Annotated in this window: 14 protein-coding genes; 5 read left to right on the plus strand and 9 right to left on the minus strand. The window is 58.8% G+C overall.

The genetic code is table 11. From position 1 onward, the window contains the following. Nucleotides 1–36: 36 nt before the first annotated feature. On the plus strand, nt 37–1608 hold the full coding sequence (locus HUU46_05580; GenBank protein ID NUM53096.1) for a hypothetical protein: 1572 nt from the start codon (nt 37–39) through the stop codon (nt 1606–1608). On the opposite strand, the gene HUU46_05585 is transcribed toward HUU46_05580, so the two are convergent. From HUU46_05585 to HUU46_05605, 5 genes are all read right to left on the minus strand, one after another. Beyond that, nucleotides 1552–2313: a hypothetical protein gene (locus HUU46_05585; GenBank protein NUM53097.1), complete on the minus strand. Its 762-nt coding sequence runs from the start codon at nt 2311–2313 to the stop codon at nt 1552–1554. The genes HUU46_05580 and HUU46_05585 overlap by 57 nt on opposite strands. After that, the gene (locus HUU46_05590; protein NUM53098.1) at nt 2226–3413 is read right to left on the minus strand and encodes a Fic family protein; all 1188 of its coding nucleotides are present in this window, start codon (nt 3411–3413) and stop codon (nt 2226–2228) included. Before HUU46_05590 ends, HUU46_05585 begins: the two co-directional genes overlap by 88 nt. A gap of 150 nt (nt 3414–3563) precedes the next feature. Further along, a complete protein-coding gene (locus HUU46_05595; protein NUM53099.1) occupies nt 3564–4649 on the minus strand; it encodes a glycosyltransferase in 1086 nt (361 codons plus the stop codon). After that, the gene (locus tag HUU46_05600) at nt 4646–5833 is read right to left on the minus strand and encodes a glycosyltransferase (protein ID NUM53100.1); all 1188 of its coding nucleotides are present in this window, start codon (nt 5831–5833) and stop codon (nt 4646–4648) included. The genes HUU46_05595 and HUU46_05600 overlap by 4 nt, the downstream gene beginning before the upstream one ends. A 6-nt stretch (nt 5834–5839) precedes the next feature. Next, a complete protein-coding gene (locus tag HUU46_05605; protein NUM53101.1) occupies nt 5840–6199 on the minus strand; it encodes a hypothetical protein in 360 nt (119 codons plus the stop codon). A gap of 1408 nt (nt 6200–7607) precedes the next feature. On the opposite strand from HUU46_05605, the gene HUU46_05610 reads away from it, so the two are divergent. Continuing rightward, nucleotides 7608–8789: an AIPR family protein gene (locus tag HUU46_05610; GenBank protein NUM53102.1), complete on the plus strand. Its 1182-nt coding sequence runs from the start codon at nt 7608–7610 to the stop codon at nt 8787–8789. Between the two features lie 155 nt (nt 8790–8944). On the opposite strand, the gene HUU46_05615 is transcribed toward HUU46_05610, so the two are convergent. Both HUU46_05615 and HUU46_05620 read right to left on the minus strand, forming a co-directional pair. Then, a complete protein-coding gene (locus tag HUU46_05615) occupies nt 8945–9283 on the minus strand; it encodes a helix-turn-helix transcriptional regulator (protein ID NUM53103.1) in 339 nt (112 codons plus the stop codon). Between the two features lie 30 nt (nt 9284–9313). Then, on the minus strand, nt 9314–9583 hold the full coding sequence (locus HUU46_05620) for a hypothetical protein (protein NUM53104.1): 270 nt from the start codon (nt 9581–9583) through the stop codon (nt 9314–9316). 662 nt (nt 9584–10245) lie between these two features. On the opposite strand from HUU46_05620, the gene HUU46_05625 reads away from it, so the two are divergent. Beyond that, on the plus strand, nt 10246–10428 hold the full coding sequence (locus HUU46_05625; GenBank protein ID NUM53105.1) for a hypothetical protein: 183 nt from the start codon (nt 10246–10248) through the stop codon (nt 10426–10428). On the opposite strand, the gene HUU46_05630 is transcribed toward HUU46_05625, so the two are convergent. Beyond that, nucleotides 10425–11252 (minus strand): universal stress protein, encoded by an 828-nt coding sequence (locus HUU46_05630; protein NUM53106.1) that lies wholly within the window; start codon nt 11250–11252, stop codon nt 10425–10427. The genes HUU46_05625 and HUU46_05630 overlap by 4 nt on opposite strands. Before the next feature lie 371 nt (nt 11253–11623). On the opposite strand from HUU46_05630, the gene HUU46_05635 reads away from it, so the two are divergent. Then, the gene (locus tag HUU46_05635) at nt 11624–13345 is read left to right on the plus strand and encodes a hypothetical protein (protein NUM53107.1); all 1722 of its coding nucleotides are present in this window, start codon (nt 11624–11626) and stop codon (nt 13343–13345) included. Nucleotides 13346–13570: 225 nt separating this feature from the next. Continuing rightward, nucleotides 13571–14041, plus strand: a complete 471-nt coding sequence (locus HUU46_05640; protein ID NUM53108.1) for a hypothetical protein — start codon at nt 13571–13573, stop codon at nt 14039–14041. A gap of 58 nt (nt 14042–14099) precedes the next feature. Here the strand turns inward: HUU46_05640 and hisB are convergent, their stop codons facing one another. After that, complete coding sequence (gene hisB, locus HUU46_05645) at nt 14100–14693, minus strand: imidazoleglycerol-phosphate dehydratase HisB (GenBank protein NUM53109.1); 594 nt, start codon at nt 14691–14693, stop codon at nt 14100–14102. Between the last annotated feature and the right edge of the window lie 37 nt (nt 14694–14730).

A 14730-nucleotide genomic window follows, 5' to 3' on the forward strand; every position in this document is an offset into this window, starting at 1 on the left:
GACCCCCGACCGGCATGGGCGGTAGACTTCCGCGCCATGCCTGAACCCGCCGTCAAGCCGCATCCCTTGGTCGCCCTGCGCCTTAACCACAAGGATGCGTACGACGCTGTCGCGATGTTTGCCTACCTTTTGTTGGTGTACGGCTGGGGGTTATGGATTTACCCGCTCGGCAGGGACTACGCGCATTTGGCACGTTTTGGGGAGGAATTGCCCACTCTGGCGCGGGAACTGTTCGCCATGGAAGTCCGGGTATTCGGAGAGAACACTGCTGGTTATCACCTAGTCAATATGGCGCTGATGTACGCGTGCATGCTGTTGATCTACCGGTTCGTCAACATTTCCGTCAAGGGGGCATGGTGGTTTGGAAGCCTCGCCGCGTGCCTTTTCATGGCGAACCCGGTGCACAGCGAAGCGATGCACAATCTCTCCGGCGTCGCCGACCTGATGTCCTGCCTGGCCGGTCTTGCTGCGTTGACCGCGTACGCGTGGAACGCGTCGGCGCCGAGCATGGGGAGGCACATGCTCGCGTACCTGCTCGCGGGCTTCGCAGCGGGCGCGTACGCGGAGAATGCCGCGCTCGGGCCCGTGCTTCTGGCGTATGAGCTTCTCGTGGTCCCGAAGGAATCGAGAGCGGTGGGGCGGGGCCTGCGCATCGGGATTCTGGCGTTGACGGTTTCCATAATCGCGGGCAATTTCCGCTTGTTCGGGCAGTTCGATTTGGGGCAGATGTTCGGGCCGCTGTATCTCATCTTTTATCCGATTGGTTTCCTGCCGGAGACGGTGGAAGCGTTTCACGAGCGGCCGTGGACTGCCTGGCTTGCGGCGGGTGCGGTCATTCTCATTCTCGCGCTGATTCATCGCAAGGCGCAGCGGCCGATTCTGTTATTTGCGATCGTTGGAATGGCCATGCTGCGCCTCGCCCCGCAATTGCGGCCAATCGACCTGACGCACATGATCGGCGGCGGGCAACTGCTGCTGGCGAATGTGCTGTTCGTGCTGGGACTGATTGTCGTCGTGTTTCGCATCATGGACCATCCCCGGTGGCGGGTGCCGATGATCAGCATTACGACGACGCTTGTGATCATCTTCTTCGCGATGCAGTGGCGTTCGATCAAGACGTGGCACGATGCGGGTGAATACGTGCGCGGCGTGCAGAAACTGGCCCAGGAGCGCGCCGCGCAAGTCGGACAGATTGGCGTGCTGCCCGACATTCGCTACTACCGTGGGGCGCCGGTGTGTCTGTCCGACGCGATTCTGGATGGTGTGCCTATCTTGCCGGTACACACGAAGTCGTTGGCGGCCGGCGAAATCTCGGTTCGAGAGTGGTCGGAGCGTGGGGGAGAGGTAGTCGTACCGAGTGCGATAGACGCGCCGCTTTTCACCCATTTCCCCAACGCCGACCGCGTCGCAATCGAATCGCCACTGGAATTGCGAACGGTTTGGGGACCAGCGATGCCTGAAGGAACGTTTACGGTTTCGCGCGAGCCGGACGGCGCGTTGCGTGTGACGATACGCGGAAAAGGGCTGCCAACTTCGATCGTCCCCGGCGCGTCAGCGGGGGAAGAACCCGGTCGCGAACCCGAGCCCGACGCTGACGCACAGCAGTAGCGCCGCGACAATTGCGGCAGCGGACACCGCTCGCGCGCGCGACGCGTATGGCAATACGCAATAGCCGATACCGTATGCAATCGGAACAAATGCGGGCACGGAAAGCCAGTCCAAGTTCGATGCGTGGTACCGCCACATCCCGGCCGCAACGAACAGGTTCTCGCCGATAACGCCGATGATCGTTGCCATAAGGAATGCGTGAACGGCCGCGGCGCGGTTGCTCCAGCCCATTTCTACGGTGCGTTTCGTGACGTAGTAGATGTGCGTTGACGCGAGCCAACCGATGAGCATGCAATAGACCGGTGTGTGCCATACGATGGGACCGGGCGCGAGGTATTCGCCCCACCATCCCACCGCCCACGTGACGAGGCCTTCGCCGATGGGCCACGCCGCGCCGATGTATGCGCCAAATACCAGCGCAGGACGCAGACTGTCGCCCACGGCACGCGCGCGCAACGTCTGAATGCAAAGCGGGACGAGCGACGCGAGGGTGCACACCCACGCGGAACCCCACCATGCGTTCGCGATGAAGAATACGAACGACGCCGTGTTGGTGGACAGGACGACCGTGTCGGTGCGGTTCCAGTGTTGTTTTATGTATGCGATCGTTTTCGTCGTCAGTGGTCCAAGAAGCTGTGCGACTTCGCTTTCGGCATCTCGTTTACGATGCGGAAGAACTCGGTCTCCGTAATCTCGGTCGGCCATTCCAGGCGCGCGAAGATTTTCGTTCCAGACGCTGTGCGTTCGCCGTCGATCGCTTTCAACTCGAACAGCATGGACATGTCGCGATACCAAGCTTTATCTGGATTCTTGAGCGCGGAGTAGAGCGGCAGCGTTGCCTCGCAGAAGTCATCCACCAGCATGTCCTGCTCGAGGAGTAGCGTAAGCATTTTGATTTGCCGCTCGGCGATGACGCGCTTTCGCGTACTCTTCAACCGATTGAACAGGTCGTACATCTGGTTTCGAAACAACGCCTTTGAAACGTTAATGCGGATTTCGTCCAGCAATCGACGGCATTGGAGTTCGATTCCATGCAGGCCAAAGATCAAAAACGGCGTCAGATCGTTGTCGTTGGCGCGGACTTCCGCGAGGGCGCGCAGGTATGCGTTCTTTTCTTCATAGTAGTAGTTCGACATTGCGATGAAGAGCGTGTCGCGTAGGCCGCAGCGTTGCAGGAGGAGGGCCTCGATGGCGCGGGCGGTACGGCCGTTTCCGTCGAGAAAGGGGTGCATCGCGGCGAAGTGATAGTGTGCGGCGAGGGCGCGGACGAGGGGGTCGTGTTCCGCCATTTGCTTTGTCAGCGCGCCGCAGTATGTGTTGAATGCCGTTTCGCACTCCCTGCCGCCTTCGACGCCCCTGTGCCGCGGCGATCCGAAGGTGACATTTTGATCGTGACCGCGCAGCGTTCCGGGCGGACAGTGGTCGTCGTCGGCGTTCGTCACGATGAGGCGGTGCACTTCGAGGATGGTACCGCGGTCGATCGGATAGTCGTTCGGAAGACTTGCGATCCATCGATAGGCACGGACGGCCGCCGCAGCCTGGCGTTGGGACCGTGTGCTCAGTTCGTCGAGATCGTCGGAGAGCGCGGCGTCGAGTTCCCTTTCGGTGAAGTCTGCGCCTTCGATTCGGGAGGTCCCCGCGATTTCGCGTTTGAGTTGTATTTGTTGGAGTCTCTCGGCCCAGCTCCGCTGGTACGGGATCGTGGTCAACGAGAGCACCGCGGCCTTGGCAGTGGTCAATGGTGCGAGGATGGCTGCCGGGAGGTACTTGCACCAGTCGGTTGGGTGTAGGTATGGAATAGCCATAAAGTGATTATAGCACAACTCATTTCGCGGTTTATTTCGGATAATATAATGCTGTAAGTCATTGAATTATAATATGTTATATATATTTTTAGTGAAGCAACTCGACGAAATAAAACTCGATTCATTTCCAGTCCATTTCCGCTCCTATCTCTAAACATTTCGGAACAAGGAGTCGTAGACCGCCAGATTGCCGGAGACCATCGCGTCGGCGGTGAATCGGGTGCGAACCAGTTCGTATGCGGCCTCGATCATGCGGCGCATCTGCCCGGCGTCGTGAAGCAGTCCCGCGATGGCCGATCCGAGTGCTGCACTGTTCCCGACGTGCACCAGTAGACCGGTCTCTCCGTCGCGGACCATTTCGGGGATGCCGCCGGCGTTGGTGGCGACGACCGGTACGCCGCAGGCCATAGCGTCGAGGACCGAGGTGCCGAGGCCCTCTTCGCTGCTGGACATGACGAAGAGATCGAGTGCGCGAAGGAGGCGCGGGACGTCGTTGCGCTGGCCGAGGAGCGTCACGGCGTGCCGGATGTCCAGGCGGTCGATCTGCGCTTCGAGTTGTGGACGCAGAGGACCCTCGCCCGCGATGACGAGGCAGAACCGCGGAATTTCCTTGAGGACGTGCGGCACGGCGTTCAACAGCGTTTCGTGGTCCTTGTGGCCGACGAGCGCGGCGACGTTTCCCGCGAGCGGGACGCCTTCGGGAATGCCCAATTCGGCGCGGTGGAGCGGGTCTACATCAAACCGCTTTAGATCGATGCCGCTGTGAACGGTGCACAGTTTCGATTCCGGGATGCCGAAGTCGCGCATGACCCGCGCGATGCAGCCGGATATCGCGACAATGCGGTCGGGCTGGTTGTACTTCCACTGGCTGAACACGTTCGCGTTCGGCGGGAAGTCCACGCGGCGGGACGCAACGACGCGCCCGCGGCCCGCGATTTTTTTTGCGAGCGCGGCGTAGGTGATTGCATGGCTGCTGTGCGCGTGCAGGATGTCGATGGCATGTTTGCGAACGGCGCGGGAGAGCTTGCAGGCCGTGACGATATCGAACTCGCCGCGACAGGGCACGGGAATTCGGACAAGGTCCTGGACCCCGTGATCGCGCGCGAGGAATTCGCTGTCCGGTTTTCCCGCGATAAAGCAACGGTGGCCGCGTTCGGCCAGGCCGCGAATGAGATAGCTTGCCTGCTGCTCGCCGCCGCGCCAGCCGGACTGCTCGTCAATGTGAAGGACGTTCACGCGACCTTTCGCTTGCGCGCGGCGTGGATTGCGAGCGCGCGGCCGTAAGCGTCGAGCGTGCGCTGGGCCAGAAGATCGAGCGTGAACTCGTCGGAGACGCGCTGGCGCGCGGAGGCGCCCATCGCCGCGCGCACAGCTTGATCGGCGACGAGCTTGCGCAACGCATCCGCCAGGGGGCCGACGGTCCCTTGCGGAACGACATAGCCGTCGATTCCGTCGCGCACAATTTCTTTGGTGCCGCCGTGATCGGAAGTGACGATTGGTTTTCCGGTCGCCATTTGTTCCATGACGCTGAAGGACGAAGCCTCGCAGTCGATCGAGGGCTGCACGCCGATGTCGAACGCCTGCATGCAATCGCCGATATCGTTACGAAACCCCGCGAAGTGGGTGATGTCGCCGATCCCCAATTCGCGGGCGCGCTGTTTGAGCGAATGTTCGAGCACGCCTTGACCGAGCACGAGGAGTCGGAGACCGGGAAAGTCGGGCATGAGTTGTGCGGCGGCCTCGAATAGAAGACGATGGCCTTTCGCGTCGGCGAGGCGCGCGGCGATGCCGACGACGGCATGCGAATCGTCATAGCCGAATTCAGACCGCACGCGCGCGCGCGCGGCGGCGTCCGGACGGAACTTCTCGGGGTTGACGCCGTTGTGAATGACGCACATGCGCGTGGCGTCGAACACCGGGCGCGGCGCCCGCAGATCGAAGACGGCCTTACACACGGCAATCTGGTAGTCGGTCCAGGCGAGGTTCAGTTTCCGGTTGGGCCAGTTCTCGTTCACGACGTAGGTGTTGTGGCGCGAGCGGACCATGCAGACGGGGTGGCCCATCAACTGGTTTGCGAGCGCGCTGACCCAGTGGTCTTGCGAGCCGTTCGCGTGGAGGACGTCGGGGCGTTCGCTACGGACGAAGTCCTGGAGGGCGCGAATGTCGTGCCACCACGCGGCGGGCCGCGCGCCGCCCCGGTATTGGAGGCGGTTGTAGACGTTTGCGCCCGCATCGCGCGCCATGTCGGCGAGCACACTGTCGGTTTTGCAGCCGACGGTGATGTGGTGGCCGCGCGCGACGAGATTGCGGGCCAGTTCAATGACGTACCGCACCTGACCGCCGCCCTTCAGGTGAGGGTCGGTAATCACGATGCGCAACGGCCGCCCGGCCACCGCGCCGATTGCGACACCGTCGGTCACGGCCGGCTACTCTTCCTCTTCGTCTCCGCGCGACGTGCGCACGGCGACGGTCTCGTCGTGCCAGTCCTCGACAATGGTGTCGGGGATATCGAGTGGCTGGTTTTGGTCCAGGGCCTGCAACAACGACCCGATTTTGTCGTTTGCTCCGTCCAACCGGCCAATTGCCGCGTCCAGTTCGTCGTCGATAGACTTCAAGTCGTCATCACGATGGATGACGAACTTCGATTTCTTAGCCATGTACTTCCCTTGTCCTGTCCAGTCCAAATTCGCGCCGACGCCACGAAACGTCGCCTCGCCAAGCGACGCGCCCCGGTGTTCGCCCCAGTCGTGGCGCCTTCGTCCGCGCGCGTTCGCAGCCGTATCCATGCCGAAATTAAATCGTCGCGGGCCGCTGCGCAAGAACCGAAGTATTCTCACATATTAGCCCAGCGTGTTGCACTCCGGGCGCGGGAAGCGAGGTAGCGAGTAGCGAGGAAGGTAGGAAGCAAGAGGATGACATACGGGCTATCCGTTTGGCGCTTACAGGGGGGGTGTAGAAAAGTTTTTTGACGATTCAAGGGGTGATTTGATTGACGCGTTGGGTGAAATTCGTGACGGGCAACGGGAAGTATTGGAATATTGGTTTTTGCATGGTCGGTCTCCTGGGTGCGTGGCTGGCGTGTTGTGGAGTGGGACAAAGCAGAGCTTTTCAAGAGTGCGTTCCCAAGCGGAAGCGTGGGAACGAGTCAATATTGGCTTTTGCATGATTGGCCTCCTGGGTGCGTGGTTGGCGTGTTGTGGAGTGGGGCAAAGCAGAGCTTTCCTCCTTCGCCCTTCCGTGTAGCAGGGGTCCGGGGACAAGTTCAAGAGTGCGTTGCGAAGTGGAAACTTCGTAACGAGTACGAACGAGTGAGAAGCTCCGCTTCGCCTCCTCAAACACCAAACGCGCGCCAATCGCCATGAACCACGAAACCGCCCGCTCACTTCTTTACCCACGGCGTTGCACTATCTTGCACTCAGATTTCGGAGGAGTAGTCTGGAGCACGCCACCGCGGATCACGCGGATCATGTGGATGGGATTCACGACGAAGGCGTACACGGTCGGCAAGTGGTGCGCTCGTGGTCAAGCGCTGCGGACCATCGGGGGACGGCGGCCGATCGTGTATTTTCGACGGAGTTCGCGACGTGCCGGCGTAGCGAACGACTGGATCGATTGTCTGATGTTGGTGATGTAAAACGATCTCGTACGGGTCAGCGCCAGCTCCCGAACGGGCCGGCTTTGCGGCGGAAAGGGCTTTTTCGCAACTGGATAGGCTCGTGGGACGGCTCCTGTAGCCCCGCAATCGTGGGCGCAAACGGAGATCGCGTTTACAAAGCGATCTCTTGAAGACTAACACTCCAGGAGAGCTTAAATCGTAGTCCCTGAGTATCCCATGCCCCGCGTCCTGCCCGATTCCACCTTGATTCGTTCTGAAAACTATAGACTCAACTCCTGTTCGCGTTGGCCAAGGAACTCTGCAGGCGTCACGTAATTCAACTCGCCGAGTTGGCGCGTGGACGAGCAATGCTGGTGCCGTTGCTTAAAGAGGGTGCGGGCCTTAGCAAGTCAATGAAATACTTCGACATTCAAGAATTCGTCACGCAACGAGAGGAATTGACAGTATCTAGCCGCGCACTGTAGGCTTATGCCTGGCCTCGATAGGACGCTTGGCACATTGGGTGTCGGTGTTTCGCTATCGTAGGATGTTCAACTGGCAGTGTGCTCATTGCGCGCCACTTGCTGAGGAGATGCCTCATGGCAACGTTTAAGTTTTCCACCCAACAGTTCCGTTCCCTTCCATCCCCAACAAATACTTCCCGTGTCGGCCTATTCTTTACTCTTGCTGCGAATGTGCCCCGCGAGTTATGGGACTGGCGAGAGGTGAATCCGCGTGAAGTAAACCAGCGCAGCGCGGTTTACAAGTCGATATCGCAAACCCTGACGCAAGAGCCAGCCCGTTTTCATGAGCGTAACCGAGGAATAACTTTGGTCGCGAAGGAGCTCACCTACGACGAAAAGCGAAAGGAGGTAATACTCAAGTTTGACGACCGGAGGCTTCACGGTGTGGTAGACGGCGCACACACGCTCGATGCCATCTTAGAAGCCCAGGCGCAACCGCCAGAGGATGGATGGCCAGCGCACGTGTTTATCAAGACATTTGTAGGATTGGACAGTGATCAAATAGCCGAGATTGCCGGCGGGCTCAATACAAGCCAACAGGTAGATCTTAAGAGCTTAGAGAATCTGCGAGAACACTTTGAGGAACTTAAGCGTGTCCTGGCAAACGAAAGCTATGCCAATGCCATTGCTTACAAGATGAACGAAGAAAAGCCCGTCGATGTAAGGGAAGTACTCTATTATCTTGCAGTTTTTGATCGGAGCGAATACTCTGACAAGAATCATCCCGTTGCCCTATTCGGCCGAAAGGAAGGGATCGTGCGACGCTTTGCCGAACAAGCAGCTGACAAGTCCAACGGCGACTCCTTTCGGACACTGATCGCTCACGCACCGGAGATTCTACGCTTGCGCGACATGATAGAGAAGCGTGCTCTTGAGGTGCCTTCAATTGGTCGATATAAGGCTGGCAAACGGGTACGAGTACGTAGCAAGACAAACCATAAAAACCACCTGAACTTTCTTAATGAGCACGTGGACGGCAAGATACCCTTGGGTTGGATTATGCCGATGCTCGCTGGCTTCCGCGCGAATGTGGAATGGCACACCCGTGGCAAAAACACTTTCGCTTGGACAGTGCCTCTAGACGAACTTCTTGATTCGTGCATCCAACAGCTGGTTCTTGGCATCCAAGACGTTCACGACCAGGAGAACAGTCGGCCGGAGTTCGTAGGGCGCAATTCTATTGCATGGCGAATGAGCTACAACACGGTGTCGCAGGCGATCTTGGAATGGCAATTGAGACGTGCGCGGAAATCTTGAATCCAAATGGAGATTGAGTTAGCGTGTGGTCAGGTGTCTTTGCGGACCACACGCTAGCAGTTTTGACCTGAGTCGACGTGGATGCGCGTCGAGAATGAAAAACACCCCCGACTCGACGCGAAATCAGGGGTGTGAAATTCCAACTCAAGAGGGGATCAGATTCGTTCTAGGCTGCTCCCGACGTGTACAGATCGTACCCATTTCGGCTCGTTGAGCTTCGACAGTTGCCTAACTACGTCCGATTCGATTTGGTCGAGTTCGTTCAAATCTGTTTCTGCGATAGACACCAAATGAGCGAGGTTAATGCCTAGCGCGTATGCTGCGCTTGCGAAAGTTGTAATTGAGGCAGTTTCTCCTTTCTCAAGCGCTGAGACGGTGGCTTGGGAAACTTTCATGGTTTTTGCTAGGTCACCTTGCTTCTTGCAGCGAAGCACCCTTACCACTCGTAGTGCGTGCCCCATTCGCTCTGTAAGTCCATCGATTTCATAAATCATCGTGCTAATTTCACCTAGGTTTTAATAGATTTACTCACTCGCGCGGATTTTCAGGCCGCACAGGCCTAACGCCGCACTCTTCAACTCTTCAAACTTCTTAGTGCCTGCTTGGATTTCGCCCCTCTTCCACTGCCGTAACATTTGGGCAACAGCAAGCATAGGATCATCTTCCGCTGCAATCACGTAGTCATTCTCAAGCTTCTCTATGATATCCTGGCGTATACGGGATCGAACGTACATGACATAGTCTACGCGTTGCAGCAACTCTTCAACTGCAAGATTGTTACTTCCTTCCTCCATAATTGTGTACCTCGCTTTCGTCGCGGTTGTCCCGTTTCAACGGGAGAACGGACAGGCCGCGCAAGTTTGTAGCTACTCATCGATAGTCCTCCACTTTATGTTCTCAAGTTCACCTCCCTACTCAGACGCCCGATACTATACTTGAAGTTCCGATATTTTACAAGAAGTTTATTTTCTGCGGGAAATTCAGGGAATTGCAGGGGCAGCGATGATGAGAAGGTTCAAGGGCAAAGTGGAGATTTGCGTCCCTGGGTAGCTCGAATGTCGCGTTCTGGGTGTAGTTCTCCTTGCCTGCGGAGGATAGGGCAACGTTGGCGAGTGACCCCAGCGCCAGCGCCGGGGGATATAGGGACGCGGAATCGGGTCTTGAGTAGGTATTTCGCGTGCGGCGCATTTTTTTTTGGAGCGAGTGAGGCAGTGATGCGCGAGTCCAGCCCAGCATCAGGTTACGAAGATCCAGAATAAAACTATGGTCGTCTGGCGGTTCGCGTCATTCACGCCAGCGCAATTCGAGATTTTTTGTAGCTGCGGGCGTGGGCATTACTCGATTTCGACGCCAAATACTCGATTGCGAGTCGTCATGGGTCGTTGATTCACCCAAGCGAATGGGAATTCATGGACTGAATGGACGGGATGGACAGGATGGACGGTATTTGGGACGTATGCCGATAAGCGATTACGATTACGATTGCGAGGATGACTACGAGCACGATTACGAGGACGACTGCGAGCACGATTACGAGCACGATCACGAGCACGAGCACGAGAGGACGGCAGCACGCGCGCATTTGAAGTGTAGATCGATTGTGCGCCTGCGTATTGATGTAGTTGTTATAACCGGCTAGCGGGTGAGCAGGAGGGGGCAGGGGGCGTGGTCGAGTGTGTAGGCGGTTGTGCTGCCGCCGACAAGTTCGCGGAGGCGGTTGTGGCCGAACGCGCCCATGACGATGAGGTCTGCGTTTGTTTCGCCTGCATAGGCGACGATGCTTTCGCTGGGTTCGCCGTCGCGCACTTCGTAGTGCGTGGTGAGACCGTGCGGCTCGAGATAGGTGCGCGCTTCGGACACGACGTGTTCGGGATGGGCGCCGATCACGAGCACGTTGAGCGGCGCGGCCCACGTCGCGGCGTACTCGGCGGCGACGTGCAGCGCATGTTTCGCGTTCGGGGATCCGTCGTACGCGACGATGAAGCGGGACGCCTTGGGCGTGTCGTGCGCGGTTACGAGGACGGGCCTGCGCGAGCGGCGCACGACCGCTTCGGTGGTCGATCCGAGCAGACCTTCGAGCCATTCGCTGTGCTCGCCGCTGCGTCCCATGACGATGAGATCGCACAACTCGCTCTTTTCCGTAATGACGCGGGGAACGACGCCGGTCGAGCGTTCGCAGGCGCATGGCACGCCCGAATCGGAGCAGAGCTTTGTGACCACGTCGAGCGCGGCCTCGCCGCGTTGTTCGAGGATCATGCTGATATTGCCCTGATAATTCGCAAATGGGGCAGTGCCGAGTGAAGCCGAGACGTCGCGCAGGATGGGCCCTTCGAGCAGTTTGATATCGACAACGTAGAGTCCGTGAACGCTCGCGCCAAGGCGCTTGGCCACGCCCACGGCGTACCGCGCGCCGATTAGCGCCTGTTCGCTGCCGTCCGTTGGAACAAGTATGTGTTTAATCATTGGTATCCAGTTAGTTGGCACGGGTTGCGGCACATGCGCGACCCGCCCGGCTCGAGGCGAAGTATAGCCAACGCAGGTATCGCAAATACACTTGGCCGTGTACTGCGCAGCGTCCGGGCGCTTATACTCCGTTCGGGAATGTTTCAGAGCATTTCAAGGCCGGCTGCACCGCGTGCTCGTGCTCGTGAGTCGTCATCGTGGTCGCGGCTCGATCTTCGATAATCGATTACGAATGACGAGCAAGAGCACGAGCACGACTAGCCGGGAAGGTAGGGACATGCAGAGTGGATCGATTGTGGCGGCCGGATCATTCGGTGTAATTGCCATAGGGAGTCTGCGGGATGAACGTGAAGCGAATGCGGAGACCGATATTGAGGGTTATGTTATTCATCTTGTGTGCCGCCGTCCTTGCCGTTGCAGACGATAGTAGTAACGCGCTTAGTACGTTTCAGTTGGGTGCGCAATCCGGTGCGGCAGCGTACGACGAGGCGCTTGCCGTTTCGTGTTTGCAGGGGGTAATCAATCGCGATGCGCCGCGGCTGTTTGTGCTGTCCTCCGCGAATGCGCGTCCGAAGTATTGGCTCGACGTGATGTCCGAAGAGGGAAATTGGCTCGCCGCGCGGACGCAAACGCCGGCCGCCGATCTCGATGCGTTGCGCGACCTCGCGGGCGAGTGCGTGAAGGGCGCCGTGATCTGGGACCCGAATGTGCCCGCGACGGTGAACGTTGCGACGACGATTGCGGGGGTGAAGGACGCGGTGGCGTTGAGTCCGGAACTTGCCGATCAGGTGCTCGCGAAGTGGAACCTTCCGGTGCTCGACGATCTGCGGGGCAAGTTCGATGGGAGCGAGTCCGGCAGCGCGAAGAATGACGCGTACCGGTGGGCGATCCGCGAGTATCTGGCGAAGGGGTTGTGCTCGTCGAAACTGATTTGCCTGTTCGAGGACGCGGCCCAATGCCGGGACGCGGGGAACATCAGCTACGTCGTTACGCGGGACTGGGCGGTAAAACAACGCGCGTTCGTGTTCGACCTGTCGCCGTGGGGCGATGAAGTGCCGTGGGACGATCGGCAGCAGCCCCTGGGTACCGACATTGCGACGTACCGGATGGTGCTGGAAGAAACGTTGAAGCAGTCCGCCGGCAAGCACATGACGGAACTCACCGGGTTCTTCGCGTTTTGGAAGTACAGCAACGTCGGCGGCAACCCGAGCAAACATGAGCCGGTCCCGACGGAGTGGGAAACGGTGTGGCTCATATCGCCGTACAACTGCTACCAGAACACGATTTCGAGCGATTGTTACAACCAGTCGTTCCACAGTCAGGCGCCGGCCGCGCGATTGACGCAGCGCCGTCCGGCGCAATCGATGAAACTCGAAGCAAAGGCGTATGTGTGCATTCTGATGGCGGACTACGATTCGGCGACGCCGCTGTACGATTTTCTGCCGAATCACTGGGGCGATTCGGGGCGGGGGAGAATTCCGTTGGCGTGGGGGATCAATCCGAACCTTATCGAGACGTATCCGGATGTGATCGCGCACTTCTACGCGACCGCGACCGATAACGATTTTTTTACCGCGGACGCGAGTGCGGCGGGCTATTTCAATCCGAACCGTATCGAAGCGCAATATCTTCCGCTGATGGTGGAACACAACAAGCGGTTTTTCGATCGCGCCGATATGTCGATTGCGCCGATGGTGCTCGATTGGGCCGAGCCGACCGCGGCGGTTAAGGACGCGTTCGCGCAGTTTGCGCCGGATGGATTCGCCACGATCGTCATGGATATGCATGGGAACGGGGGAACAGTCCCGAAGCCGCACGTGTGGAAGGGCATGCCCGTGACCGAACTCATCAACAACACGTGCAATTTCTCGAATCCCAAACAAACGGCGAATGCGATGTACGGGGCGATCAAGGACCGGGGCGTGGAGGCGCCCGGGTTCTATTTCTTTCGGATTGTGTGGACGCCACCCTCGAAGGTGATTGAGTCGCTCGATGTGTTTCGGGCGGACCACCCGGAAGTGCCGATCAAGGTGGTCGATCCGTTCACATTTTTCGCATTATTTCGGGAAAAGTACAATTCAAAACCGGAATAGCGGGTAGAGAGTTCGCTGGAAGTGGTTGATTTTGCTTGCCTTACGGGCGGTTTTGTGGCAGAATCGTACTGTCTCCTAAACGGCCGTCCGGTGCGGTGGATGTCCAGTAGGTAGAAGTAGCCAATTCGCGGGGGCGCGAAGGTGCGTCGTGCGTCCGAAACCTGCCAGATTCCTCTTGGGCCAGTTCCTGCCTTTTAACGCCACGCCCTTGGGAGTGCGCGCAACATGATTGAGAAGCCCATCGAGTGGCGTCGTTTTGAACGAGTGGAGTTGGAGGGAGACGTTGCGCGGACTGCGCCGCGTGGCCCGGTCATACCAGCCGTGCCCAATCCGCCATCGCTCCTGCAAGAATTCGAGCGCGTGCTGCGCGAGAACGAGCGGTTGCGTTTGGAAGTCGCGACGCTTCGCGCGGAGGCAGACAGAAATGGTGTTGGAACAGAAAAGTTTCGTAAGGAGTTAAGGTCTGCCAGTGTCGAGCTGGCAATGATCGAAGGGCCTGCCCCGAGCGCGGGTTCGGCTCCATCGGTTGAGCCTGTCTCGCCTGAACCGGCGGCTGAAGCCATCGGCGAATCGCCGAGTCCGGTTGCCGCGGTGGTCGCCGAGTACATTTTCGGTCAGCCGACCGAGGGGAATATACGGCTTGTGGAAGACGCGCTGCGCGGGCGGGGCCTCTTGGGCAAGGAAGGCGGGGCGTAAAGCCAGCGCACGAGCATTTGCCTCTTCGACAGGCGCTCGCGAATCGCGGGCGCCTGCATTATTTTTCCAGCATGCCCTTCGTGGAGGGCACGCCGGTGACACGCGGGTCGAGTTGGGTCGCGCGGTCGAGAGCGCGGGCGAAGGCCTTGAAGATGCCTTCGATACAGTGGTGCAGGTTTGAGCCGTAGCGCAGGACGATGTGGAGCGTCGTGCGGCTGTTCACTGCGAAGGCGCGGAAGAACTCTTCGGTGAGCTCGGAATCGAACTCGCCGACTTTGCCGCGGGGCAGGTCCGCTTCGAAGACGAGGAAGGGGCGTCCGCTGAAATCGATGGCGACCTCGACGAGGGCTTCGTCCATGGGGACAACGGCGTGGCCGAAGCGGGCGATGCCTTTCATGTCGCCGAGCGCTTGGGCAAAGGCTTTTCCGAGACAAATTCCGACGTCTTCGACGGTGTGGTGCGCGTCGATTTCGAGATCGCCTTTTGCGTTGACGGTGAGATCGAAGAGGCCGTGTTTGGCGATGTGCGTGAGCATGTGGTCGAAGAAACCGATGCCGGTGGTGGCGTCTATGGCGCCGGCGCCGTCGATGGCGACGGAGAGATTGATCTTGGTTTCTTTGGTTTCGCGGGATATTTGAGCGGTGCGTGGCATTTAGCGATTTGACCTGTCGATTACGATTACGAGCACG

Source organism: Candidatus Hydrogenedentota bacterium, assembly GCA_013359265.1.
Classification (GTDB): domain Bacteria; phylum Hydrogenedentota; class Hydrogenedentia; order Hydrogenedentales; family SLHB01; genus JABWCD01.